This is a genomic window from Nocardiopsis dassonvillei (assembly GCF_964273065.1).
Lineage (GTDB): Bacteria > Actinomycetota > Actinomycetes > Streptosporangiales > Streptosporangiaceae > Nocardiopsis > Nocardiopsis dassonvillei_B.
In genome coordinates, this window is the sequence record NZ_OZ186815.1 from 5,957,292 (window position 1) to 5,981,175 (window position 23,884).

The 23,884-nt window shown below is 73.0% G+C and carries 16 protein-coding genes; 7 read left to right on the plus strand and 9 right to left on the minus strand.

Going from position 1 to position 23,884, the window contains the following annotated elements; translation table 11 throughout:
- Together dxs and ACSUPR_RS26525 are read left to right on the plus strand one after the other, a co-directional pair.
- On the plus strand, window positions 1-1,926 hold the full coding sequence (dxs, locus tag ACSUPR_RS26520; RefSeq protein WP_436887442.1) for a 1-deoxy-D-xylulose-5-phosphate synthase: 1,926 nt from the start codon (window positions 1-3) through the stop codon (window positions 1,924-1,926).
- Between the two features lie 40 nt (window positions 1,927-1,966).
- A complete protein-coding gene (locus ACSUPR_RS26525; RefSeq protein ID WP_436887443.1) occupies window positions 1,967-3,325 on the plus strand; it encodes an FAD-dependent oxidoreductase in 1,359 nt (452 codons plus the stop codon).
- Here ACSUPR_RS26525 and ACSUPR_RS26530 read toward each other — a convergent pair.
- Entirely contained in the window at window positions 3,318-4,241 is a 924-nt protein-coding gene (locus tag ACSUPR_RS26530; protein WP_436887444.1) for a neutral zinc metallopeptidase, read from the minus strand. The two genes, ACSUPR_RS26525 and ACSUPR_RS26530, sit on opposite strands and share 8 nt — an antisense overlap.
- 930 nt (window positions 4,242-5,171) lie before the next feature.
- A complete protein-coding gene (locus tag ACSUPR_RS26535) occupies window positions 5,172-5,954 on the minus strand; it encodes a TetR/AcrR family transcriptional regulator (RefSeq protein ID WP_436887445.1) in 783 nt (260 codons plus the stop codon).
- A 117-nt stretch (window positions 5,955-6,071) separates the two neighbouring features.
- Here ACSUPR_RS26535 and ACSUPR_RS26540 point away from each other — a divergent pair, with 117 nt between their 5' ends.
- Both ACSUPR_RS26540 and ACSUPR_RS26545 read left to right on the plus strand, forming a co-directional pair.
- The gene (locus ACSUPR_RS26540) at window positions 6,072-8,279 is read left to right on the plus strand and encodes an MMPL family transporter (RefSeq protein WP_436887446.1); all 2,208 of its coding nucleotides are present in this window, start codon (window positions 6,072-6,074) and stop codon (window positions 8,277-8,279) included.
- 512 nt (window positions 8,280-8,791) lie between these two features.
- Window positions 8,792-11,020, plus strand: coding sequence for an MMPL family transporter (locus ACSUPR_RS26545; protein ID WP_436887447.1), 2,229 nt, complete (start codon window positions 8,792-8,794; stop codon window positions 11,018-11,020).
- 58 nt (window positions 11,021-11,078) lie between these two features.
- Here ACSUPR_RS26545 and ACSUPR_RS26550 read toward each other — a convergent pair whose 3' ends face one another.
- Window positions 11,079-11,540 (minus strand): MarR family winged helix-turn-helix transcriptional regulator, encoded by a 462-nt coding sequence (locus ACSUPR_RS26550; RefSeq protein WP_436892159.1) that lies wholly within the window; start codon window positions 11,538-11,540, stop codon window positions 11,079-11,081.
- A gap of 73 nt (window positions 11,541-11,613) precedes the next feature.
- Between ACSUPR_RS26550 and ACSUPR_RS26555 the strand changes: the two genes are divergently transcribed.
- Complete coding sequence (locus ACSUPR_RS26555) at window positions 11,614-12,705, plus strand: NAD-dependent epimerase/dehydratase family protein (RefSeq protein ID WP_436887448.1); 1,092 nt, start codon at window positions 11,614-11,616, stop codon at window positions 12,703-12,705.
- 90 nt (window positions 12,706-12,795) lie between these two features.
- On the opposite strand, the gene ACSUPR_RS26560 is transcribed toward ACSUPR_RS26555, so the two are convergent.
- Both ACSUPR_RS26560 and ACSUPR_RS26565 read right to left on the minus strand, forming a co-directional pair.
- A complete protein-coding gene (locus ACSUPR_RS26560; protein WP_436887449.1) occupies window positions 12,796-14,889 on the minus strand; it encodes a 3-hydroxyacyl-CoA dehydrogenase NAD-binding domain-containing protein in 2,094 nt (697 codons plus the stop codon).
- Window positions 14,886-16,085: a thiolase family protein gene (locus tag ACSUPR_RS26565; protein WP_436887450.1), complete on the minus strand. Its 1,200-nt coding sequence runs from the start codon at window positions 16,083-16,085 to the stop codon at window positions 14,886-14,888. The genes ACSUPR_RS26560 and ACSUPR_RS26565 overlap by 4 nt, the downstream gene beginning before the upstream one ends.
- Window positions 16,086-16,374: 289 nt before the next feature.
- On the opposite strand from ACSUPR_RS26565, the gene ACSUPR_RS26570 reads away from it, so the two are divergent.
- The gene (locus ACSUPR_RS26570) at window positions 16,375-18,123 is read left to right on the plus strand and encodes an ABC transporter ATP-binding protein (RefSeq protein WP_436892160.1); all 1,749 of its coding nucleotides are present in this window, start codon (window positions 16,375-16,377) and stop codon (window positions 18,121-18,123) included.
- Between the two features lie 24 nt (window positions 18,124-18,147).
- Here the strand turns inward: ACSUPR_RS26570 and ACSUPR_RS26575 are convergent, their stop codons facing one another.
- The 3 genes from ACSUPR_RS26575 to ACSUPR_RS26585 all read right to left on the minus strand — a co-directional run bounded on the left by ACSUPR_RS26575 (window position 18,148) and on the right by ACSUPR_RS26585 (window position 21,342).
- On the minus strand, window positions 18,148-19,173 hold the full coding sequence (locus ACSUPR_RS26575) for a tetratricopeptide repeat protein (protein ID WP_436887451.1): 1,026 nt from the start codon (window positions 19,171-19,173) through the stop codon (window positions 18,148-18,150).
- A gap of 246 nt (window positions 19,174-19,419) precedes the next feature.
- The gene (locus ACSUPR_RS26580; protein ID WP_436887452.1) at window positions 19,420-20,682 is read right to left on the minus strand and encodes an HRDC domain-containing protein; all 1,263 of its coding nucleotides are present in this window, start codon (window positions 20,680-20,682) and stop codon (window positions 19,420-19,422) included.
- 84 nt (window positions 20,683-20,766) lie between these two features.
- Window positions 20,767-21,342 carry a DUF3000 domain-containing protein gene (locus ACSUPR_RS26585; protein ID WP_436887453.1) on the minus strand — a complete coding sequence of 192 codons (576 nt, stop codon included), beginning with the start codon at window positions 21,340-21,342 and terminating at the stop codon, window positions 20,767-20,769.
- Between the two features lie 333 nt (window positions 21,343-21,675).
- Here ACSUPR_RS26585 and hemE point away from each other — a divergent pair, with 333 nt between their 5' ends.
- A complete protein-coding gene (gene hemE / locus ACSUPR_RS26590; protein WP_436892161.1) occupies window positions 21,676-22,644 on the plus strand; it encodes a uroporphyrinogen decarboxylase in 969 nt (322 codons plus the stop codon).
- Window positions 22,645-22,697: 53 nt separating this feature from the next.
- On the opposite strand, the gene ACSUPR_RS26595 is transcribed toward hemE, so the two are convergent.
- On the minus strand, window positions 22,698-23,747 hold the full coding sequence (locus ACSUPR_RS26595) for a DUF4349 domain-containing protein (RefSeq protein WP_436887454.1): 1,050 nt from the start codon (window positions 23,745-23,747) through the stop codon (window positions 22,698-22,700).
- Between the last annotated feature and the right edge of the window lie 137 nt (window positions 23,748-23,884).

Below are 23,884 nucleotides of genomic sequence, written 5' to 3' on the forward strand. Positions count from 1 at the left end.
GTGACACTGTTCGAGTCGATGCACAATCCGGAAGCGCTCAAGAAGCTTCCGGCCGATCAGCTCCCGGTCCTGGCCCAGGAGATCCGGGACTTCCTGGTCGAGTCCTGCTCGCAGACCGGGGGGCACCTCGGCCCCAGCCTCGGCGTCGTCGAGCTCACGATCGCGCTGCACCGGGTCTTCGAGTCCCCCCGGGACCCCATCCTGTTCGACACGGGCCACCAGGCCTACGCGCACAAGGTCCTCACCGGTCGGCACGACTTCAGCAACCTGAAGTCCGAGGGCGGCCTGTCCGGCTACCCCTCCCGCGCCGAGTCCGAGCACGACTTCATCGAGAACTCCCACGCCTCCACCGCGCTGTCCTACGCCGACGGCATGGCCAAGGCCAACGAGGTCCGCGGTGTGCGCGACCGCACCGTCGTCGCCGTCATCGGCGACGGGGCCCTCACCGGGGGCATGGCCTGGGAGGCCCTCAACAACATCGCGGAGAAGAAGGACCGCCGCCTCGTCATCGTCGTCAACGACAACGGGCGCTCCTACTCGCCGACCATGGGCGGGCTCGCCGACCACCTCGCCTCGCTGCGCATGGCCCCCGGCTACGAGCAGGCGCTGGACCTGGCCAAGAACACCCTCAACCGCACGCCCGTGGTCGGCCAGCCCCTCTACGAGGCCCTGCACGGCCTCAAGAAGGGCATCAAGGACGCCATCCAGCCGCAGATGATGTTCGAGGACCTGGGCCTGAAGTACCTGGGCCCCATCGACGGCCACGACGAGCCCGCGCTGGAGAAGGCGCTGCGCCGCGCCCGCGACTTCGGCGGCCCGGTGATCGTCCACGTCATCACCCAGAAGGGCAAGGGGTACGCCCCGGCCGAGAACCACGACGAGGACCAGTTCCACGCACCCGGCCCCTTCGACATCGCCACCGGCGAGGCCAAGCCCGGGGCCAAGGTCCTCAAGTGGACGTCGGTGTTCGCCGACACCATGGTCGAGATCGGCGCCGAGCGCGAGGACGTGGTGGCCATCACCGCCGCCATGCTCCACCCCACCGGCCTCAACAGGTTCGCCGACGCCTACCCCGACCGCATCTTCGACGTGGGCATCGCCGAGCAGCACGCCGCCACCGCCGCCACCGGCATGGCCATGAACGGTCTGCACCCGGTCGTGGCCGTGTACGCGACCTTCCTCAACCGCTGTTTCGACCAGGTGCTCATGGACGCCGCCCTGCACCGCCAGGGCGTCACCTTCTGCCTGGACCGGGCCGGCGTCACCGGCAACGACGGGGCCAGCCACAACGGCATGTGGGACATGTCCATCCTCCAGGTGGTCCCCGGACTCCGCCTGGCGGCCCCCCGCGACGCCGAGCGCCTGCGCACCCTGCTGCGCGAGGCCGTCGCGGTCGAGGACGCCCCCACCGTCGTCCGCTACCCCAAGGGCGCCGTGGCCGAGGAGCTGCCCGCCCTGGGCAAGGTCGGCTCCATGGACCTGCTGCGCCGCGCCGCCGACGGCGGCCGCTCCGAGGACCTGCTCATCGTGGGCGCGGGCACCATGGCCCAGGTGGCCTGCGAGGTGGCCGACAGGATGGCCGACCAGGGCATCGGCGTCACCGTCGTCGACCCGCTGTGGGTCAAGCCCCTGGACGAGGCGCTGGTCGCCGAGGCGGCCCGGCACAGCGTCGTCGCCGTCGTGGAGGACAACGGCCGCACCGGCGGCGTGGGCGACGCGGTGGCCCGCCTGCTGCGCGACCACGACGTCGACGTGCCCGTGCGCACCTTCGGCATCGCCCAGGAGTTCCTGGACCACGCCAAGCGCGACACCATCCTCCGGGCGCAGGGCCTGACCCCGCAGGAGCTCTCGCGCAAGCTCACCGAGACGGTCTCGCGCCGCACCGAGGGCACCGCCGACCCGGCCCTGGCCGACGAGAAGGCCTGACCTGCCCGGGCGGGAGGGGTCCTGCTGCCAGAATGGGGGCATGACCTCTCCCGACGATCCCCGCACCGAGGAAACCGCACCGCTCAGGGTCGCCGTCATCGGATCCGGCCCGGCCGGGCTGTACACGGCGGACTCCCTCACCCGGCAGCAGCGGGTGCCGGTCCGTGTCGACGTCATCGACCGGCTGTACACCCCCTACGGGCTGGTGCGCTACGGCGTGGCCCCCGACCACACCAAGATCAAGGGCGTGGCCCGCTCGCTGCAGCGCATCCTCGAACACCCCGACGTGCGGTTCGTCGGCGGGGTGGAGTTCGGCGCCGACGTGACCCGGGACGACCTGGCGCGCACCCACCACGCCGTCGTGTACGCCACCGGGGCCTCAACGGACCGGCGCATGGGGGTGCCGGGGGAGGACCTGCCCGGGAGCGTGGCCGCCACCGACTTCGTCAACTGGTACTGCGGGCACCCCGACAGCGAGATGCGCCGCTTCGTCCTGGACAGCGAGGAGATCGTGGTGGTGGGCGCCGGGAACGTCGCCCTGGACGTGGCCCGCATCCTCGTCAAGACCGCCGACGAGCTGCGGCGCACCGACATCCCCGAGCCCGTCCTGGAGGCGCTCGCGGGAAGCAGGGTGCGCACCGTGCACCTGCTGGCCCGGCGCGGACCGCTGCAGGCCAAGTTCACCGCGCCGGAACTGCGCGACCTGCTCGAGCTGCCCGACGTCGACGTCGTGGTGGACCCCGCCCAGGTGGACATCGACCACACGGGGATCCGCGGTGACGTGGCCCGCGCCGCGCGGACCAACCTGCGCCTGCTGCGCGAGCGCGCCGCCCGGCCGCCCGAGGGGCGGTCCCGCACCGTCCACCTGCACTTCTGGTCCCGGCCCCGGGAGGTCCTGGGGAGCGACCGGGTGAGCGGCGTGCGGGTGGAGCGCACCCGCCTGGACGAGGGGCGGGCGGTCGGCACGGGGGAGACCTTCGACCTGCCCGCGGGCATGGTGCTGCGCTCCGTCGGCTACGCGGGCCTGCCGCTGCCGGGGGTGCCCTTCGACGAGGAGGCCCGCACCGTGCCCCAGCGCGACGGCCGGGTGCTCGACGCCCGGGGGCGCGCGGTGCCGGGGGACTACGTGGCGGGGTGGGCCAAGCGCGGCGCCACCGGCGTGATCGGCACCAACAAGTCCGACGCGGCGGGGACGGTGCGCTCCCTGCTGGAGGACGCGCCCGCCCTGCTGGCGGGCTCACCGGAGCTGGTGGACCTCACCGAGGTGGTCCAGGGCGGCGGCGACTACGAGGCCTGGCTGCGCATCGACGCGGCGGAGGCCCGGCGGGCCGCCGAACTCGACCGCGGGGAACGGGTGAAGCTCCACGGCTGGGCGGCCCACCGCGACGCCATCAGGTGACCTCGTCCGGGGCCGCGCCGTAGGTGTTGCAGCCCCCCACGGTGGCCTCGTCCCAGCCCTCCTCCAGCCAGTGGGCCCGGTTGGCCGCGGTCCCGTGGGTGGGCAGGTCGCCGCCGCCGTTGAAGTTCTCGTTGACCCACCGCAGGGAGCGCTCGTCGGCTCCGGTGATGGCGCGCAGCCCGATGCCGGCCATGCACTCGGCCTGGAGCTCGGTGCGGCGCAGCATGTCCAGCTCCTCCTCCTCGGAGGCCGACCTGCGGCGCGTCTCGTGGGAGATGTCGAGGATGCCGGTCACGTACTGCACGTGGTGGCCGTACTCGTGGCCCATGAGGGCGATCCACACGTCCTCCCGGGCCTGTGCGGGGACCTGCCCGCCGAGCGTTCGCACGTTGGGCAGGACGACGGTGATGCGCTCGTAGTCGCTCTCGTAGTAGGCCAGGGTGTACCCCTCCTCATCGCCGGAGTCGGGGGATTCGCGGGTGACGGTGATCTCGGGGGTGTTCGCGCTCAGGCCCAGGTCCTCGAAGACGGGGGCCCACAGCTCGTCCAGGCAGTGGCCGGTGGCGTTGGCGAACGCCTCCCAGGAGTCGTCGGAGCCCATCTCCAGCTCGGGAACCTCACAGGCGATGTCCTGGGGGGTGGCGGTGTCGTACAGGGGGTGGTCGACGATGTCGACGAGGACCCGGGCCGGGGGTTCGGCCAGCCCGTCGTCGTAGTGGGCGGCGAGGTTCTCGCCGGTGGGGGCCGGCTCGGGCTGCGGTGTGGCGACCACGATCACCACGCTCGCCGCCAGTGCCGCGAGCGCGACGGTCGCCGCGACGGCGGACGCCGCCAGCACCCCGCGCCCCTGCCGCCTGGGCGGGGGAGGCGGACCCCAGTACTGCGGGGGAGGCCATCCGCCGGGCTGCTGCCACACCGGATCCCCGTACCGCACGCCCGCGTACGGCGTCCCCCCGTACGGCGCTCCGCCGGCTCCGGGCGCCCACCGCCCGGGAGTCCCGGCGTACGGCGTGCCCGGTACCGCCGGAGCGTACGGGGGTACCGGTCCGCCCTGCGGCGCCGGCACACCGGCGTGCGGTACCGCGCTGCGGAACCCGCCCGTGGCGGGTGTGCCCTGCGGGCCCGGTGTACCCGCCGGGAGGTGTGCGCTGCCTGTGGGATATGTGCCCTGTGGCGCCGGTGTGCCGGTGTGCGGTGCTCCGCTGTTGTCCACGGCCGGGCTGTGGAACCCGTCCGTGGCAGGTGCGGGCTGCCGTGGCGCACCGCCGCCTGCGGGGTGTGCACCCGGTGTGCGGGTGTGCGGTGCTCCGCTGCCGTCCGCGGCCGGGCTGTGGAACCCGCCTGTGGCGGGCGTGTTCTGTGGGCCCGGTGTGCCCGCCGGGAGGTGTGCGCTGCCTGTGGGATATGTGCCCTGTGGTGCTGGTGCGCGGGTGTGCGGTGCTCCGCTGCCGTCCGCGGCCGGGCTGCGGAATCCGCCCGTGGCGGGTGCGGACTGCGGTACCGGTGTGTCACCCGTGGTGTGTGCGGCGGGGGCGGGGTGCGGGGCTTCCGGGGGGCGGGGGGCTCGCGGCGCGGTGCCGACGGGTGTCCGATCCGGTGCACCGGAGGACGGGGTTCCCTGCGGTGCTCCTGTGCCTTCTGCGGCCGGTGTGTCCTCGGAGGTTCCGGGGGCGGAGTGAACGGTGGTGCCGGGGACCCACGGGGTGCCGGAGGGCGGCCGGAAGCGCTCATCGCCGGGTCGGTTCTCCACGGGGTCGGTCCTCGCTCTCATGCCATGGCGCGCCGGCCAGGGCCGCATCCGCCTGGGGCGAATCCGGCAAGTGCCACAGACCTCTAAGTATGGTGCCTAATCGGACTTACCCATAGTAACCGTATCGCCGCTTTGGGGTGATTCGTAACGTACGCCCAGGCCTGTCAGTACGTTCTGAAGCTCGGATTCGAAGAGTGGTTCCATGTCCTGCATCACGAAATCGAGGTGCTGGAAGATCTCCATGCACACCACCCCGTACAGCCGCACCCAGCACGAGCTGAGGACCATCACCGCCTCCACCGGCGTGCGCGAGTCCCCGAACCCGCACAGCTCCGCGAAGGACCGCAGCTCGCGCTCCAGCTCCGGCGTGATCGACCGCCCGTCGGGCAGCTCGAACCTCTGCTCGCGGACCAACCGCTCGAACAGGGTGAAGAAGGTCGCCCCGAACCGCCTGCCCGCCTCCACCGCCGGCGTGAGGTCCACCGCCGGGTCCAGCCGGGTCCGCGGGCCGAACATGACGGCGAACTCGGCCCGGTTCCCCAGCGCCCACCGCCGGAACGCCCGGAGCGAGGTGTTGATCCGCCGGTCGGTGTCCTCGGCGGGCACGCTGGCGTCCGCCGCCGCCACCGCGGCGGCCAGCTCGTCGAACATGTCCGCGGTGAGGAGCACCAGCAGGGAGTCGATGCCCGAGACGTAGCGGTACAGCCCCGGCGCGGTCATCCCCATCTCGCGGGCGATGGCCCGCAGGGACACCCCCGCCGCCCCGTGCTCGACGAGGTGGCGGCGGGCGATGGCCTTGATCTCGGCGAGTGTGGCCTCGCGCACACGCTCCCGCCGGCTCGGCGCCCGCTCGGCCTGTTCCAGCTGCGGTTTCGTCATCTGTTGCGGTACACCCCGGTTCGCGGTCGATCGTCGGTGATATTGACATAGTAATGCCCGCACGCTTTAGTGAACACCGTTAACAGACACGAAGGCCGTTTGCCGAAAGGGCTGCTCATGCCAACGCACACGGGGCTTTTCGGTCGTCTCGGACTCGGGGCCCACCGCTTCCGGTGGGCGGTGCTGACCGCCGCCGCCCTCTTCGCCGTGTTCGCCGCCGTGTGGGGCTCCGGCGTCTTCTCCGATGTCAGCGAAAGCGGTTTCGAGGACCCCGGCGCCGAGTCCTCCCGGGCCATGGACCTCCTCGAGGACGAGCTGGGCCACGACGACATCGACATCGTCGCCGTCTACCGCAGCGACGAGTTGAAGGTCGACAACCCCACCTTCGCCGCGGCCGTCCAGCGCATCGCCGACGGCATGCCCGGCGCCGTCGCCGACTTCGACGTCTATCTCGACGAGGACCTCTCCGACACCGAACGCGGCATGCTCGTCTCCGAGGACATGCACGCCACCTACATCCCCGTCACCCTGGCCGGGGAGGGCCACACCGACCGCCTGGACCAGTACGAGGCCGTCGCCGAACACCTGGAGTCGGGCCCCCTGGAGACCCACCTGGGCGGCCCCATCGCGGTCGAGCACGAGCTCTCGGAGACCGCCGAGTCCGACATCGTCCGCGCCGAGCTCATCACCATGCCCCTGCTGCTGTTCCTGCTGGTGCTGATCTTCGGCGGCCTCATCGCGGGCGCGGTCCCCCTGGCCGTGGGCGGGCTGGCGATCCTGGGCTCGCTGACGGTGCTGCGAGCCCTCACCCACGTCACCGACGTCTCGGTGTTCGCGGTCAACGTCGCCACCATCCTGGGCCTGGGCCTGGCCATCGACTACGGCCTGTTCATGGTCAGCCGGTTCCGCGAGGAGCTGGACCGGGGCCGGGGGGTGGCCGCCGCGGTCGGCCGCACCGTCGACACGGCCGGCCGTACCGTTGCCTTCTCCGGGATCACCGTCGGCATCGCCTTCGGCGGCCTGCTGTTCTTCCCGCAGCCGATCCTGAAGTCCATCGGCTTCGGCGGTATCGCCGTGGTCCTGTTCGACCTGCTGGCCGCACTGGTCTTCCTCCCGGCGCTGCTCTCGGTGGTGGGCCGCCGCATCGACCGGCTGAGGCTGCCGCTGCCCCGCCGCACGGTCACCGGGGCCGTCGGGGAGGGCGGCTGGACACGGCTGGCCCGCACGGTGATGCGCGGCCCGGCGGTGGCCCTGGTCGCGGTCCTCAGCGTCCTGCTGGTCTTCAGCTCCGGCCTGGCCTCGGCCCACCTGGGCACCACCGACCAGCGCTACTTGCCCGAGGACGCGGGCAGCCGGATCGCCACCGAGTCGGTCGCCGAGGACTTCCCGGCGGGCGGTCTGGGGCGCCTGCACGTGGCTGTGGTCGGCGACCCCTCCGACGAGGCGTTGGAGGAGTACGTCGAACGCCTGGCCGACCTGCCGGAGGCGGCCCTGGCCCGGGTGGAGCGCACCGGTGAGGGCGTCGCCCACGTCCTGGTCGCCTACCGGGGCGCGGCCGACTCCGACGAGGTGAAGGACCTGGTCGCCGACGTGCGCGCCGAGCCCGCCCCGGAGGGGGCGGACGAGACGCTGGTGGGCGGCGTCGCGGCCATGCAGCAGGACAACGTGGCCGCGATCGTGGGCGCGGCCCCGGTCACCGTCGGGTTCATCGCGGGAGCCACCCTGTTCCTGCTCTTCCTGGCCTTCGGCTCGGTGGTGCTGCCCCTCAAGGCGGTCCTCATGGGCGCGCTGTCCCTGGGGGCCTCGCTGGGCGTGGTCGTCTGGGGCTTCCAGGAGGGCGCCTTCGCCGGGCCGCTGGGCTTCGACGCGGTCGGCACGATCGACCCCACGTACCTCGTGCTCATCACCATCGTGTCCTTCGGCCTGGCGATGGACTACGAGCTGTTCCTGCTCAGCCGGGTCCGCGAGGAGTTCCTGCGCACCGGGGACAACACCCGCTCGGTGGCGGCGGGGCTCCAGCACACGGGCCGGATCATCACCAGCGCGGCGGTCCTGCTCGTGGTGGTGCTGCTGGCGATGGGCACCTCGGGCCTGCTGTTCCTGAAGATCATCGGCATCGGACTGGCGATCGCGGTGTTCGTGGACGCCACCCTGGTCCGCGCGGTCATGGTCCCGGCCACGATGCGCCTGCTGGGCGGGGTGAACTGGTGGCTGCCCCGCCCGCTGCGGTGGCTGCACGACCGCATCGGGATCTCCGAGGGCGGCGGCGAGGAACCTCCGGTCCCGGCCCCGTCCGAACGCGGACGCGTGCCCGCCGGGGTCTGAGGAGGGGGCCGGGACCGCCGGGGGAGGGGCGCGTTACGCGGGCGCGTGCCCGCCGGGACCGGACAGCGGCGACGCCCCCCGCCCACGGCCCGGCCGCCGCCGCGTTCCCCGAGCGGGAGCCCGCCGCCCCGTGCCGAGTGGCCCCTCGGGTAAATGATATGTGAACCCTATCGTCTATATTGGTGATCGTCGCTGGTTTGTACAGTACTGTGGCGACGACGGTATCCGCGGTGGCGGTCGGAGTCCTCCGGCCGCCACCGGCGGTGCCGCCCGCGTACGACGAACGGGGGTGACACGATGCCCGACGCCCTGACCCGGCCCACCGCGCCCGCTCCCCGGCGGGTCCGGGCGACCGCCCTCCCGGCGGCGACCCGCACGGCGTCCCCCTCCGGAGGGCGCAGCGCCCGCGGACGCCCCCCGGCCACCGCCGGCGCGGGACCCCTGCACGGCACGGCGGCCGACCGGTGGGACCGGCGCGCCCCCGCGCCCTGAACCCGGAAGGCGAGAGCACCATGGCGACCTCATCGACCACCGCGCCACCCCCGGGCGCCCGGAACCCCGGCGGCCCTCCCGGACGCCCGCCCCTGCCGGTCCGCCTGGGCCAGGCCCTGGCCCGGCGCCCGGGCCGGGTCATCGCCCTGGCCGTCGTCCTGGCCCTGCTCGGCGCGTTCCTGGCCGCGGGCACGATGGACCGGCTGCTGCTCAGCCGCTTCGAGAGCCCGGGCTCGGAGTCGGCGCTGGTGGAGCAGCGGCTGGAGGAGGGCTTCGGCACCGGCAAGCACCACTTCCTGCTGCTGGTGACGGCCCGGGACGGCGACGTGGACGATCCGGCCGTGGTCGAGGCCGCCGCCGCCCTGGAGGCCGAGCTGGCCTCCCGTGAGGGCGTCGCGGAGACGGCCTCCTACTGGGGCCGCGGCGGCTCCCCGGCGATGCGCTCCGAGGACGGCGCCCAGGCGCTCATCACCGCGCGCATGGAGGGGACCGTCACCGAGGCGCGCACCGCCCTGGGCGACATCTCCCCGGACTTCACCCGCGAGGACGACACCATCCGGGTGGAGGTCGGCGGCGGCGACGAGGTCTTCCGCCAGGCCGCGCAGCAGGCCCAGGCCGACTTCCTGCTGGCCGAGGCGATCATCTTCCCCCTGGTGTTCGTGCTGCTGCTCGTCATCTACCGCAGGCTCTCGGTGGCCGCGCTCACCCTGGGCATGGGCCTCTTCTCGGTGGTCACGACCCTGGCGCTGCTGCGCGGGGTCACCTACGTCACCGACGTGTCCACCTTCGCCGCCAACCTCGCCCTGGTCATGGGCGTGGGACTGGGGGTCGACTACAGCCTGTTCGTCATCAACCGGTTCCGGGAGGAGCTGGCCCGCGGCCGGGAGGTCTCCGAGGCCGTCGTGACGGCGGTGGCCAGAGCGGGCCGCACCGTCGCGTTCAGCGGCCTGACCGTCGCCGTCGCGCTCTCGTGCCTGATGCTCTTCCCGTTCCCGTTCCTGCAGTCCTTCGCCTACGCGGGCATGGGAACGGTGCTGACCTCGGTGTTCGCCTCCCTGGTCATCCTGCCCGCCGCGCTGGCCAGGGTGGGGCACCGGGTCCGGCCCCGGCGCGAGCCCGACCCCGACCGCGGCTGGTGGCACGACACCGCCCTGCGGATGATGCGCCGCCCCGTGCTGTGGGGGCTGCCCGCACTGATCGTCGTCCTGGTACTGGCCGCCCCGGCGCTGGGGCTGAACTTCGGCCTGCCCGACGCCCGCGTGCTGCCCCAGGGCACCTCCAGCCGCGACGTGCAGGACCAGATCGAGAGCGGGTTCGCCCAGGAGGAGATGGACGCCGTCCAGGTGGTCGTCGACCTGCCGGGCACCGGAGCCGGGGCCGGCGCCGTGACCTCCTACGCCGCGGAGCTGTCCCGGGTGGAGGGCGTCCACCAGGTGGACGCGCTCACCGGGCGCTTCATGGACGGGGAGCGGGTGGCCGGCCCGGAGCCGGGCGCGCGGGAGCGGTTCGGCTCGGCAGGGGCCACGTGGTTCTCCGCGGTGCCCGAGGCCGATGCGCTGGCCGACGCGGAGGGCCTGATCGAGCGCATCCGGGGGGTGCCCGCCCCGGCGGCCGCCGAGATCGGCGGCTACCCGGCCGACCTCACCGACTTCCGCGCCGCGCTGCTGGGCCAGGTGCCCCTGGTGTTCGGGCTCGTCCTGGTGATCACCTTCGTCCTGCTGTTCCTCATGACCGGGAGCCTGCTGCTGCCCGCCAAGGCGATCGTGCTCAACGTGCTCAGCCTCGCGGTGATGTTCGGCGTGATGGTGTGGATCTTCCAGGAGGGCAACCTGTCCGGGCTGCTCGGGTTCACCGCCGACGGGACCCTGGAGACGACCTTCCCGATCCTGATGTTCTGCATCGCGTTCGGGCTCTCCATGGACTACGAGGTGTTCCTGATGGCCCGGATCAAGGAGGAGTACGACCGGACCGGGGACAACACCCGCGCGGTCGCGGCCGGGCTGCAGCGCAGCGGTCCGCTGGTCACGGCGGCGGCCGTCATCCTGGCGGCCTCGTTCGCCGCCTACGCGGTCTCCGAAGTGCTGTACCTGATGATGCTGGCGATCGGGATGGCCGTGGTGATCCTCGTGGACGCCACGCTCATCCGCGGGGTGCTGGTGCCGGTGTTCATGCGCCTGGCGGGCGACGCCAACTGGTGGGCGCCCGCACCGCTCAGGCGGCTGCACGCCCGGTGGGGCCTTGCGGAGTAGGGCGGGGCTCCCCGCCGGCCGGGGCCGCCCTCCCCGTCCCCCGGCGGTGCCCCGCGGCTCATTCGCGCTTGGTGACCCGGGGGTGCGCGTCGAGCAGCCGGCCCGACAACTCGTGCAGGGCCTCGACCTCCCGCTCGGAGAGGGAGGAGAAGAACTCCTTCTCGGCGTCGGCGACCGCTTCGCGGGCCTTGCGCAGCAGCCGCGCCGCCTCGGGTGTGGGCGTCACGATGTAGCGCCGCCGGTCCTTCGGATTGCGTTCGCGCACGGCCAGCCCCTGGGACTCCAGATCGTCGATCAGCCCGACCATCACGTTCGGGTCCAGCCCCAGGGCGCGGCTCAGCTCCTTCTGGGAGGGGGCGGGCATCGCCTCGGCGGCGGCCAGCACATGGAACTGCCGGGCGGAGATCTCCTGCGGCCCGAAGATCTCGGCGGTGACGGCCTGGACCAGCTCGCCCAGCTTGATCAACCGGAAACCGGTCGTGTGCCAGAGAGGGGTGTCCCAGCCCGACGCGTTCTCCATACCCGATCGCCCCCGAGAATCAGTCATAAAAAAAGATTATATAAAAAATATACGATAGTGGGGATCCAGCACCATGACGAACGCCGACACGACACGTCTCCCGGCGCGGGAGAGGGCCCTGGTCACGGGGGCCACAGGACTGCTGGGCGGCAACATCGTCCGACTCCTGCTCGACCTCGACCAGGAGGTCGTCGCCCTGGTCCGGGACCTCGACCGGGCCCGCCGGCTGCTGCCCGGGCACCCGCTGCTGCACCTGGTCCACGGAGACGTCACCGCCCCCGACACCTACCGGCCGCACCTGGCCGGGGTGGACGAGGTGTTCCACACCGCCGCCTACTTCCGCGAGTACTTCCAGGACTCCACGGTCACCGAGCCCCTGGAGAAGATCAACGTACAAGGTACCGAGCAGGTCCTGGGCGCGGCCGCCGACGCCGGCGTCCGGGTGTTCCTGCACACCGGGTCCATCAACACCCTGGCCCTGCGCGGCCCCGACGACCCTGCCGACGAGTCCACCCCGTTCCCGGAGAAGTACGCGCGGCCGACCGTGTCGGACTCCTACCCCACGAGCAAGGTGCGCGCCGACCGGGCGGTCGCCGCCATGGTCGGCTCCGGCAGGACCGGCTCCACCCGGGTCGCCACGGTCCTGCCCGGGTGGATGTGGGGCCCCGGCGACGCCGGGCCGACCTCCGGAGGCCGCCTCTTCCTCGACGTGGCCAGGGGCGCGGTCCGGGCCGTGCCCCGCCTGTCCAACTACATGGTGGACGCCCGCGACGTGGCGTACGCCTGCGTCGCCGCGGCCCGGGTGGGCACCGGCGACCGCTACGTGGTGGCCGGGGAGAAGCGCGCACTGCCCGCCTTGACCGAGGCCATCGCAGCGGAGACCGGGGCCCGCGCCCCCCGTCCGGTCCACGCCGGCCTGGCCGGGGCGGCCGCGGGCCTCCTGGAGTTCCAGGCCCGGTTGACCGGGAGGGAGCCGACCGCGACCCGCGAGGGGATCCGGGTGCTGCGCGAGGGCGACTCCCGCAACATCAGCTCCGACCTGGCCCGCCGCGAACTCGGCGTGGAGTTCCGCCCCATCGCCGAGACGGTCACGGCCATGGGCGCCTGGTACCGCGAGCACGGCATGCTGCCCGCCGGCCCGGTGCGCGCCGGGTCCGCCCGCTGACCCCGCCCCGCGGCGGCCGGCGGGAAGCGACGGGCCCGGCTCCCCCTGGGGGGAGCCGGGCCCGTGCCGTCAGGCGGTCGCCTCAGCCGGTCACACGGCCTTCGGGTCGCCCTCGTGGAACCGCCTGCCGTTGACGGCCTCGGACACCCCGGCCTTGTCCAGGTAGGGGGTGATACCGCCGGTGTGGAACGGCCAGCCCGCGCCCGTGATCAGGCACAGGTCGATGTCGGCGGCCTCGGCCACGACACCCTCGTCCAACATGATCCGGATCTCCCGGGCCAGCGCGCGCAGCGCCCGGTCCAGGATCTCGGGCTCGGTGGACGGGGCGTCGCCGCCCGAGAGCAGCTTCTTCACCTCGGGGTCGATGCTGAAGTCGGGCGCGTAGATCGCGGTCCGGCCCGCCTTGACGACCTCGGCCAGCTGCGGGGAGACCGCGAAGCGGTCCGGGAAGGCCTCGTGCAGGGTCTCCGACACGTGCAGAGCCACGGCCGGGCCGACCAGCTGCAGCAGCATCAGCGGCGACATCGGCAGGCCCAGCGGGGCCACCGCGCGGTCGGCCACCTCGGGCTCGGTGCCCTCGGACACCGCGCCCAGGACCTCGCCCATGAACAGGGTGAGCAGGCGGTTGACCACGAACGCCGGGGCGTCCTTGCACAGGACGGCGGTCTTCTTCAGCTTCTTGGCGACGGCGAAGGCCGTGGCCAGGGAGGCGTCGTCGGTCTTCCCGCCGCGGATGATCTCCAGCAGCGGCAGGACGGCGACGGGGTTGAAGAAGTGGAAGCCGACGACCCGCTCGGGGTGCTCCAGCCCGGCGGCCATCTCGGTGATGGACAGCGAGGAGGTGTTGGTGGCGAGGATCGCCTCGGGGGAGACCACGGCCTCCACCTCGGCGAACACCTTCTGCTTGACCTCCATCTTCTCGAACACGGCCTCGATGACGAAGTCGGCGTCCGCGAAGGCGTCCTTGGTCAGCGAACCGGTGACCAGGGCCTTGAGGTGGTTGGCCTTGTCCTGGTCGACACGCCCCTTCTTCAGGAGCTTGTCGACCTCGCCGTGGACGTAGGCGACGCCCTTGTCCAGGCGCTCCTGGTCCAGGTCGGTCATGACGACCGGTACGTCCAGGCGGCGGGCGAACAGCAGCGCCAGCTGCCCGGCCATCAGCCCGGCGCCCACGACGCCGACCTTGGTGACCTTGCGGGCCAGCGACTTGTCCGGCGCGCCGGCGGGCCGCTTGGCGCGCTTCTGCACCAGGTCGAAGGCGTACAGCCCGGCCTTGAGCTCGGGGCTCATGATCAGGTCGGCCAGGGCCTCGTCCTCGGCGGCGAAGCCCTCGTCCCGGGTGCGGTTCCTGGCCTCGGCGACCAGCTCGACGGCGCGGGCCGGGGCGGGGGCGGCGCCGTGCAGCTTGCCCTCGACCACGAACCGGGCCATGTTGACCGCGTTGTCCCAGGCCTCGCCCTTGTCGACCGCGGGGCGCTCGACCTCGACGTCGCCCTTGACGACCCGGGCGGCCCAGCGCAGGGACTCCTCGACGAAGTCGGCGGGCTCGAAGATCGCGTCGGCGATGCCCAGCTCGAACGCCTGCGTGCCCTTGAGCATCTTGTTCTGGGCCAGCGGATTGTCGATGATGACCTTGAGGGCCTTCTCCGCGCCGATCAGGTTCGGCAGCAGGTAGGTGCCGCCCCAGCCGGGCACCAGGCCCAGGAAGGTCTCGGGCAGCGCCACGGCCGGGACGCCCGAGGAGATGGTGCGGTAGGTGCAGTGCAGGCCCACCTCGACGCCGCCGCCCATGGCCGCGCCGTTGATGAGCGCGAAGGTCGGCACGTCCAGCTCGCCGAGCTTGCGGAACACGTCGTGGCCGAGCTTGCCGATGGCCAGCGCCTGCTCGCGGTTCTGGATCGCGGGGACGCCGCTCAGGTCGGCGCCCACGGCGAAGATGAACGGCTTGCCGGTGACCGCCACCGCCACGATGTCCTTGCGGCCGCGGGCCGCCTCGATCGCGGCGTCCAGGCTGAGCAGGCCGCCGGGGCCGAAGGTGTTGGGCCGGGTGTGGTCGTGGCCGTTGTCCAGGGTGATCAGGACGGCGGTGCCGGCACCGTAGGGGAGCTCGATGTCGCGGGAGATCGCCCTGGTGACGACCTCGTCCTTGAACAGCTCGCGCGCAGAGTCCAGTGCGGTGCTCACTTGCCCCCCTCGTAGTTGGTGTTCTCCCAGAGCACGGTGCCGCCCATGCCCATACCGACGCACATGGTGGTGATGCCGTAGCGGACGTCGGGACGCTCGGCGAACTGGCGGGCGAGCTGCATCATCAGTCGCACGCCGGAGGAGGCCAGCGGGTGGCCCAGCGCGATCGCGCCGCCCCACGGGTTGACGCGGGCGTCGTCGTCGGCGATGCCGAAGTGCTCCAGGAAGGCGAGCACCTGGACGGCGAAGGCCTCGTTGATCTCGATGAGGCCGATGTCGTCCATCGAGATGCCCTGGCGGGCGAACAGCTTCTCGGTGGCCGGGACCGGGCCGACGCCCATGACCTCGGGCTCGACGCCGGCGAAGGAGAAGTCGACCAGGCGCATCCTGGCGTCCAGGCCCAGCTCCCCGGCGACCTCCTCGGCGGCCAGGATGGCGCCGGTGGCACCGTCGTTCAGGCCCGCCGCGTTGCCGGGGGTCACGTTGCCGTGCGCCCGGAACGGGGTCTTGAGGCCGGCCAGCGACTCCATGGTGGTGCCCGGCCGCGGCGGCTCGTCCTTGGTGGCCAGGCCGTAGCCCTGCTCCAGGGAGCGGACGACGACCTCGACCAGGTCGGGCTGGATCTTGCCGTCGGCGTAGGCCTTGGCGACCTTCTCCTGGCTGCGCACCGCGTAGGCGTCGGCACGCTCCTTGGTGATGGAGGGGTACCGGTCGTGCAGGTTCTCGGCGGTGTTGCCCATGACCAGCGCGGACGGGTCGACCAGCTTCTCGGAGAGGAAGCGCGGGTTGGGGTCGACGCCCTCGCCCATGGGGTGGCGGCCCATGTGCTCGACGCCGCCCGCGATGACCACGTCGTAGGCGCCGAAGGCGATGCCCGCGCCGGAGGTGGTCACGGCGGTGAGGGCACCGGCGCACATGCGGTCGATGGCGTAGCCGGGGACGCTGCGCGGCAGCCCGGCCAGGATCGCGGCGGTACGCCCGATGGTCAGGCCCTGGTCGCCGATCTGGGTGGTGGCGGCGATGGCCACCTCGTCGATGCGCTCCGGGGGCAGCCCCGGGTTGCGGCGCATCAGTTCGCGAATGACACGGACGACCATGTCGTCGGCGCGCGTCTCGGCGTAGAGGCCCTTGCCTGACTTGCCGAACGGGGTGCGGACCCCGTCGACGAATACGACATCGCGGGCGGTTCGCGGCACGATGGCCCCTCCTTCTCCAAGGTGTGAGTGGACTTTCGAGCCCATGCTACTCGTCGGTAACAAATTGCGCGAGTGCCGCATTCCGACGTGTGCGCGCCCCCGGCCGACATCGACGATCGGCGGCCCCGCCTCCTGACTTTCGTCGGATGCGCGGGCCCCGTGCGGACCGGTTGACTGGAACGGCCGGTGATGCCCCGGCGTGCACACTTTCGCACGGATCCGGGGCGGCGACGGGGAACCGACACGGACGGGGAGAGGACCTTTGGCCGACGAGAGCGAACACGAGGAGATGCTGCGCGCCGCACCGCGCGCACCCCTGCGACGGCTGTTCTCCTACACCCGTCCGCACCTGCGGATCCTGCTGCTGGGCGGCACCCTGACCCTGCTGGGCGGGGCGGCCGGACTGGTCCAGCCCCTGGTGGCCAAGTACGTCATCGACGCCCTGGGCGCCGGCGACCCGCTGCTGGGCCCCGTGCTGCTGCTGGCCGCCGCGGTCGTGAGCGGGGCCGTGATCGGCGCCCTGGGCTCCTTCCTGCTGGAGCGCACCGGCCAGGGCATCGTGCTGGACGTGCGCCGCGGGCTGGCGGGCTCCCTGGTCCGGCTGCGGGTGGCCGAGGTCGACCGGCTCACCCCCGGCGACCTCGTGGCCCGGCTGACCGCCGACACCACCCTGCTGCGCACCGTCGCCACCAGCGGCCTCACCGACCTGGTCACCGGATCGGTGCTGCTGGCCGGCGGAATCGTCGTCATGGCGGCCCTGGACCCCGCCCTGTTCCTCGTCACCCTGGGCATGATCCTCGTGGTCGGCCTGCTCATGGCCCTGGTCCTGCCCCGCATCGGCCGGGCCACCCAGGAGGCCCAGGCCGCCCTGGGAACCATGGGCGGCCTCCTGGAGCGGATCTTCGGGGCCTTCCGCACGGTCAAGGCCTCCTCCGCCGAGGAGACCGAGCTCGCCCGCCTGGACGAGGCCGCGGTGGAGTCCTGGCGCCGGGGCGTGGCGGTCGCGGGCTGGAGCGCGCTGTCGGGCACCTCCACCGGGCTGCTCGTCAACACCGCCTTCCTGGTGGTGCTGGCGCTGGGCGGCGGCCGGGTGGCGGCGGGGAGCATGGAGATCTCCACCCTCATCGCGTTCCTGCTGCTGCTCTTCTACCTGATGGAGCCGATCTCGACGCTGGTCGCGGCGCTCACGAGCCTGCAGACCGGCCTGGCCGCCGTCCGGCGCATCGACGAGGTCGCCGAACTCGACCGGGAGGACACCGGTGCCGCCGGGCGGGCGGACGGGGAGGAGGGCCCCGCCTCGGTGGTGTTCGAGGACGTGTCCTTCCGTTACCGGCCCGAACTCCCCCCGGTGCACCGCGGTGTCTCCTTCGCCGCCTCCGGCGCCGGGCTCACCGCCCTGGTCGGCCCCTCCGGTGCGGGCAAGACCACCGTCTTCTCCCTCATCGAGCGGTTCTACGACGCCACCTCGGGGCGCGTCCTGCTGGACGGCGTCGACGTCCGCGACCGGCCGCTGCGGGAGCTGCGCGCCCGGATCGGATACGTGGAGCAGGACGCGCCGGTACTGGAGGGCACCCTGCGGGAGAACCTGACCTTGGCCTCCCCGGACGCCACCGACGGCGAACTGGCCGAGGTGATCGCCCTGGCCCGCCTCACCGACCTGGTCTCCCGGCTGCCCGGCGGACCGGACGGCGTCGTCGGGCACCGCGGGGTGACCCTCTCCGGCGGCGAGCGCCAGCGGGTGGCCATCGCCCGCGCCCTGCTGCGCCGACCCCGGCTGCTGCTCATGGACGAGGCCACCTCGCAGCTGGACGCCGCCAACGAGAGCGCCCTCAAGGAGGTGATGACGGAGGCCGCCCGCACCACCAACGTCATCGTGGTCGCCCACCGGCTCTCCACGGTCACCGGGGCCGACCGCATCGTCGTCATGGACGCCGGACGGGTCCGGGCGGTGGGCACCCACGCCGAGCTCCTGGAGGCCGACGACCTCTACCGCGACCTGGCCGCCGGGCAGCTCCTGGCCCCCGCCCCCCTGGAGTGACCCCGGGGGCGGGGCGGTCGGGACTCAGAACAGGGCGCCGGCCTCGCGGTGGCGGCCCGCCGCGCTGTAGGCGCCCGCCAGGTCGCGGCGCAGCCGCAGGGTCAGCCTGCGCACCTCCGGGTCGCCGGAGGAGTTCAGCGCCGCCCGGTAGGCGTCGCGCAGCGTCTCCACCGCCTCGTCGGTGCGTCCCGCCTGGGTGTAGGCGCGGCCCAGCCGGTGGTGCACGGCCAGGGTGTCCAGGTGGCCCTTGCCGAGCCGGCGGCGCCGGCCGGCCAGGACCATGCGCAGCTGGCGGACGGCGTCGTCGTGGCGGCCCGCCATGTTCTGCGCGGCGCTCAGCCCCAGCCGCAGCTCCTCGCTGCGCTCGGCGTCCTTCACGTCCGCCAGCGCCCGCTCGTAGTGCGCCATGGCGGCGTCCAGGCGCCCGCTGCGCCGGTAGCACACGGCCAGCCGGGTGCGGGCCTCCACGGTGTCCTCGTCGCTGGGCCCGAAGGCGCTCTCCCGGTCCCGCAGCAGCACCTCCCACTGGGCGGCGGCGTCGGCGGGGCGGCCCGCGTCCTCGAAGGCCCAGGCCAGGTTCTCCCGGATGATCTCGGTGCGCGGGTGCTCGGTGCCGAAGACCTCGACGGCCTCGGCCAGCGCCAGCTCGAACTGCTGCACCGCGGCCTGGCGGCGGCCCATCTGCGCGTACTTGGTCGCCAGGTTGTTGCGGGCGGTGATGGTGTCGGGGTGCTCGGTGCCCAGGCGCTCCACCAGGGACCGCAGGGTGCGCTCCAGCGAGGCGGCGCGCATCCCGGCGGTGGGGGCGGGCGCCTCGGCGGGCATCCCCGCGGCGGAGCGACCCGCCGCCGCGGGCGCGAGGTCGGCGATCACACCGGCGGGAGCGGTGATCCGCGAGGGAAGGGCGTCGGAGGGCTCCACGGCGCGGACGTCCGCCTCCGGCGGGAGTCCGTCCGACACGGGGACGCCCTCATCGACGGTGCGCACCCGGTCGGCGCGCTTACGTCCGGTACCCCCGAACAGCGAACGCCAGAACGACAGCGGACTCACCTCTTTTCCCTGATCGCATCCTTTGGAAGCACACACCGGGCCGGACCGCCGGTGCTCTCCGCGTGGTGTGCACCCACACCGTCGCAACGTTCCCTCCCAACCGTCAAGAGGTCACGATGCCCCGAAATTCCAAGGCACAGTTCCATAACTTAAACGGACAGGAGGTGATGGAACAGGCGGTCCACGCCCCTGAGGTGCAGTGACTTCGGACACATCGGGTTGGGGACGTTCCAGATGGGTAGAGGTTTACCCCTCCGCCGCGGTTTTCAGGGCGGTCGCCAGGGGTTCCGCGGTCAGTCCGATCTGCCACTCCCGGGCTCCGCGCTCGCGCAGGAACACCCCCACCGAGTCGGGGTCCACCGACTCCGGCGGAGCCCACGCCAGCCGCCGCACGGTGTCCGGCAGCAGCAGGTTCTCGGTCGGCATCACCACCTCCTCCGCGATGCCCGCCACCGTCGCCCGCGCCGCCTCCAGCCGCCGCGCCGCCTCCGGGGCGCGGTCGGACCAGCGGTTGACCGGCGGCGGCCCGTCGCCGGGCGCGTTGGGCCGGGGCAGGTCCGCCTGGGCCATCTCCCGGGCCCGGTCGATCGCCTTCATCCAGGTGCCCGGGTACCGGCGCGCCAGCTTGATCCCGAACTGGCGGATGCGGTTCAGCTCCGTGGTGTTCCTGGGCATGGCCGTGGCGGCCTCCACGATCGCGGCGTCCGGCAGCACCCGGCCGGGGGAGATGTCGCGCTCCTGGGCGATGCGGTCGCGCTCGTACCAGAGTTCCCGCACGGCGGCCAGGGACCGCTGGTTGCGCACCCGGTGGATGCCCGAGGTCCGGCGCCAGGGGTCGGGGCGCGGCTCCTTGGGCGGAGCGGCCAGCACGGACGCGAACTCCTCCCGGGCCCACTCCAGCTTCCCGGCCTCCTCCAGCTCCGTCTCCAGGGCGTCGCGGAGCTCGATGAGGATCTCCACGTCCAGCGCGGCGTACCGCAGCCAGTCCTCCGGCAGCGGGCGCTGCGACCAGTCCACGGCGGAGTGCTCCTTGGCCAGGCGCACGTGGAGCATCCGCTCCACCATGAAGCCCAGCCCCACCCGTTGGTACCCCAGCAGGCGCCCGGCCAGTTCGGTGTCGAACAGCCGCTGCGGGCGCAGGTTCACCTCGCCCAGGCACGGCAGGTCCTGGTGCGCGGCGTGCAGCACCACCTCGGCGTCGCGGACGACCTCGTCCAGTCCGCTCAGGTCCGGGCAGGCGATCGGGTCGATCAGGGCCGACCCCGAGCCCTCCCGGCGCAGCTGGACCAGGTAGGCGCGCTGCCCGTACCTGTAGCCCGACGCGCGCTCGGCGTCCACCGCGACCGGACCGCTGCCGGCGGCGACGGCGGCGATCACCCCGGCCAGGGCGCCGGCGTCGGAGGTGACCTCCGGCAGGCCTTCGCGTGGTTCCCGCAGCAGGGGCGCCTGCTCGGCGTCCTCGTCACCTGGTTCACGGGGTTCTGTCTTCGAGTTCAACGCGTTCGCCACACCACTACGGTATGCGCTGCGGACACCGCGCGCGGATCCGGACCGGGCCCCGCGGGACCCGGCGACCCCCGAGGGCAGGGGGCCTCAGGGCCGCGAACGCTGCCGGGCGATGTCCGCGACGTCGGCCGGGGGCAGCCCGGCGGCCGACGCCAGCAGGGCCTGCCAGGCCGTGACGTGGGCGGACAGGCCGTCCTCCTCGGGCGTCCAGGAGGCGCGCATCTCCACCTCCGTGGTGGAGCCCTCGCCCGCCTTGGTCCCGAACCCCTCGGTGGTGGCCCGGGTGACGGTTCCGCTGAGCGTGTGGTGGGAGGCCCCGTGCGAGGCCAGCGCGTCGGTCAGCCAGCTCCAGGCCACGGGGCCCAGCAGGGGGTCGGTGGCGATGTCCGACTCCAGTTCGGAGTTGACCTGGCACACGACCCGGAAGGGGCCTGGCCAGTCCCTGGTCCCCTCGGGGTCGTACAGGACGATGAGGCGCCCCCAGGCGATCTCCTCGCCGTGCACGGTGACCTCCGCCGACACGGCGGCGGCGTGGGGGGCCAGGCGGCCCGGGGCGGGGATCTCCCGGACGGTGATCTCGGACCTGAGGGGCGGGCCGTTGAGGGCCTCGACCGCTCGCCGGAACGTCTCGCCGGCGTCCGCGGCGCTACCGACATCGGGCATGGTGGAAACGTCAGCCTTCATTGAGTGTGATCGCGTGCTGGCGGGGCGTCGCTCCCGAGGGGGCGGCTCCCCCCGTCGCAGGAGGGTGGGCACGTCCACGACCGTGGCACGAGTCACGGCCCGGTGGACGTTGATCTCCCGGCGTGTCGGGGTTTTGTGATGATCTTGGGACCGCTCCGCCACCGGACGGCGCCCTGGGGACACCGCGCACCGTCACCGTTCGGAGCGATCCGCGTGAGAGCACCGGTCCGGGCATGGCACGATCGAGGGGTGACGCTGCAAGATTCTCCTTTCCTTCGCGCCTGCCGGCGCCTGCCCGTGGACCACACCCCGGTGTGGTTCATGCGCCAGGCCGGGCGCTCCCTGCCCGAGTACCGACGGGTCCGCGCCGACGTGCCGATGCTGGAGGCCTGCGCCCGTCCCGACATGATCACCGAGATCACGATGCAGCCGGTGCGCCGGTACGACGTCGACGCCGCCATCTTCTTCAGCGACATCGTCGTCCCGCTCAAGGCGATCGGCATCGACCTCGACATCAAGCCCGGGGTGGGCCCGGTGGTGGCCGACCCGATCCGCGACGCGGACGGGGTCAAGCGGCTGCGCGACATCGAGCCCGGCGACCTTTCGTACGTGACCGAGGCCGTGGGCATGCTCACCGGCGAACTCGGCGACAAGCCGCTCATCGGCTTCGCGGGCGCCCCGTTCACGCTGGCCTCCTACCTCATCGAGGGCGGGCCGTCCAAGAACCACGAGCACACCAAGGCGCTCATGTACGGCGAGCCGGAGCTGTGGGACGAGCTCATGCGCCGCCTGTCGGCCATCACACTCGGCTTCCTGCGCACCCAGATCGACGCGGGCGCCAGCGCGGTCCAGCTGTTCGACTCCTGGGTGGGCGCGCTGAGCGCCGAGGACTACCGCGCCTCCGTGCTGCCCTACACCTCGTGGATCTTCGGCCAGCTCAGCGAGTACGACGTGCCGCGCATCCACTTCGGTGTGGGCACCGGCGAGCTGCTGGGCCTGCTCAGCGAGGCCGGTGCCGACGTCGTCGGCGTCGACTGGCGGGTGCCGCTGGACAGGGCCGTGCAGCGGGTCCAGCCGGGCACGGCCCTGCAGGGCAACCTGGACCCGGCGACCCTGTTCGCCCCGTGGGAGGTCGTCGCCGAGCGCACCCGCGACATCCTGTCCCGCGGCCGGACCGCCGACGGCCACATCTTCAACCTGGGCCACGGCGTGCTGCCGGACACCGACCCGGACATGCTCCAGCGCCTGACGGCGTTCGTGCACGAGGAGACCTCGGCCTGATCCGCGCGGCCCCGGGACTGCCGTCCCGGGGCCGCGGACCGCCTCCGGCGGGGCTACCGGTCCCCGGGAGCCTTCCCGGACCCGCCCCCGTCCTGGGCGTCGTCCGCTCCGTCCGCCGGGGCCTGCGCGGCGGGAGCACCGACCGGGGCCCCTCCGCCGGAGGGCTGCGCGGCGCCCCCGGCCGGGGTGCCCGTCCCGTCCGGCGTCCGCGCCGCACCCGCGCGGCGGCGCCGGGAGCGCAGCCACCACACCAGGAGCCCGGCCGGAACCGCCAGGACCGCGAGGAACGGCAGTGCCCAGCCCACCGCGACGGCCACCCAGTCGAACGTCGTGGTCAGCGCCCGCCAGCCGCGCTCAAGGCCTCCGCCGAAGCCGATACCGTCCGTCGGGGGCTCCTCGACGTAGCTCTGCGGCGGCACCAGCGTGAGGTTCACCGTCGAGAGCGTCGTCTGGTCCTCCAGCGCCTTCAGCCGCGCCTGGAAGGCCTCCAGCTCGGCCTGGCGGTCCTGGATCTCCCGCTCCACCCGCAGCAGGTCGTCGACGTTCTCGGCCTCCTCCAGGTACCCGCGCAGGGTCTCCAGGGCGGTCTCGGCGGACTCGATGCGGCTCTCGACGTCGGCGACCTCGGCGGTGACGTCCTCCACCGACCGGTCGAGGTCGGAGCGGTCGCCCAGCTCGGCCAGGTCCTCCAGCGCGTCCTCGTAGTCCTCGCTGGGGACGCGCAGGGTCAGGTAGGCCTCGGGGATCCCGCCCGTGGGTGTGGACAGCGACTCGGAGGCGACGTGGCCGCCCGCGGCCACGGTCAGCTCCTTGGCCTGCCGGGTCGCCTCCGGCACGTCCTCCACCCGCACGGTGAGGTCCGCGATGTGGATCAGGCTCCGCTCGGAGGCCTCGACGCCGGTGCCCAGGCCCGGGTCCGCGCTCTGCTCCTCCGCGGCGAGGGCCCCGTCGGCCGCACGGCCCGCCTCGTCGGAGAACCCCTCCACGGCCGCGGCCTCCGGGGCGGCCTCACCGTGGGCGGCGCTGCCGCCCGCATCGTAGGAACCGGACATGGGTGACGCGCAGGAGGTCACCAGGAGGGCGGCGAAGCCCGTGGAGAGCACGACTCCGGCGGCACGCGGCACCGGAGATGTAAGCGAAGTAGCCATGAACCTTGGACGTGGTGCCCGTCACCGCCGTTTCGGACCGCTGGTAACGAGCGGACAACGGTCCGAATCGGGCGGAAAGGCCCTGGCGACAC

What these genes read in the sequence shown, in the direction of transcription:
- ACSUPR_RS26540 (WP_436887446.1), top strand. Translation starts at nt 6,072, where the DNA reads ATGCCAACGCACACGGGGCTTTTCGGTCGTCTCGGACTCGGGGCCCAC.
- ACSUPR_RS26525 (WP_436887443.1), top strand. Translation starts at nt 1,967, where the DNA reads ATGACCTCTCCCGACGATCCCCGCACCGAGGAAACCGCACCGCTCAGG.
- ACSUPR_RS26570 (WP_436892160.1), top strand. Translation starts at nt 16,375, where the DNA reads ATGCTGCGCGCCGCACCGCGCGCACCCCTGCGACGGCTGTTCTCCTAC.
- ACSUPR_RS26585 (WP_436887453.1), bottom strand. Translation starts at nt 21,342, where the DNA reads ATGCCCGATGTCGGTAGCGCCGCGGACGCCGGCGAGACGTTCCGGCGA.
- ACSUPR_RS26545 (WP_436887447.1), top strand. Translation starts at nt 8,792, where the DNA reads ATGGCGACCTCATCGACCACCGCGCCACCCCCGGGCGCCCGGAACCCC.
- ACSUPR_RS26555 (WP_436887448.1), top strand. Translation starts at nt 11,614, where the DNA reads ATGACGAACGCCGACACGACACGTCTCCCGGCGCGGGAGAGGGCCCTG.
- ACSUPR_RS26550 (WP_436892159.1), bottom strand. Translation starts at nt 11,540, where the DNA reads ATGGAGAACGCGTCGGGCTGGGACACCCCTCTCTGGCACACGACCGGT.
- ACSUPR_RS26535 (WP_436887445.1), bottom strand. Translation starts at nt 5,954, where the DNA reads ATGACGAAACCGCAGCTGGAACAGGCCGAGCGGGCGCCGAGCCGGCGG.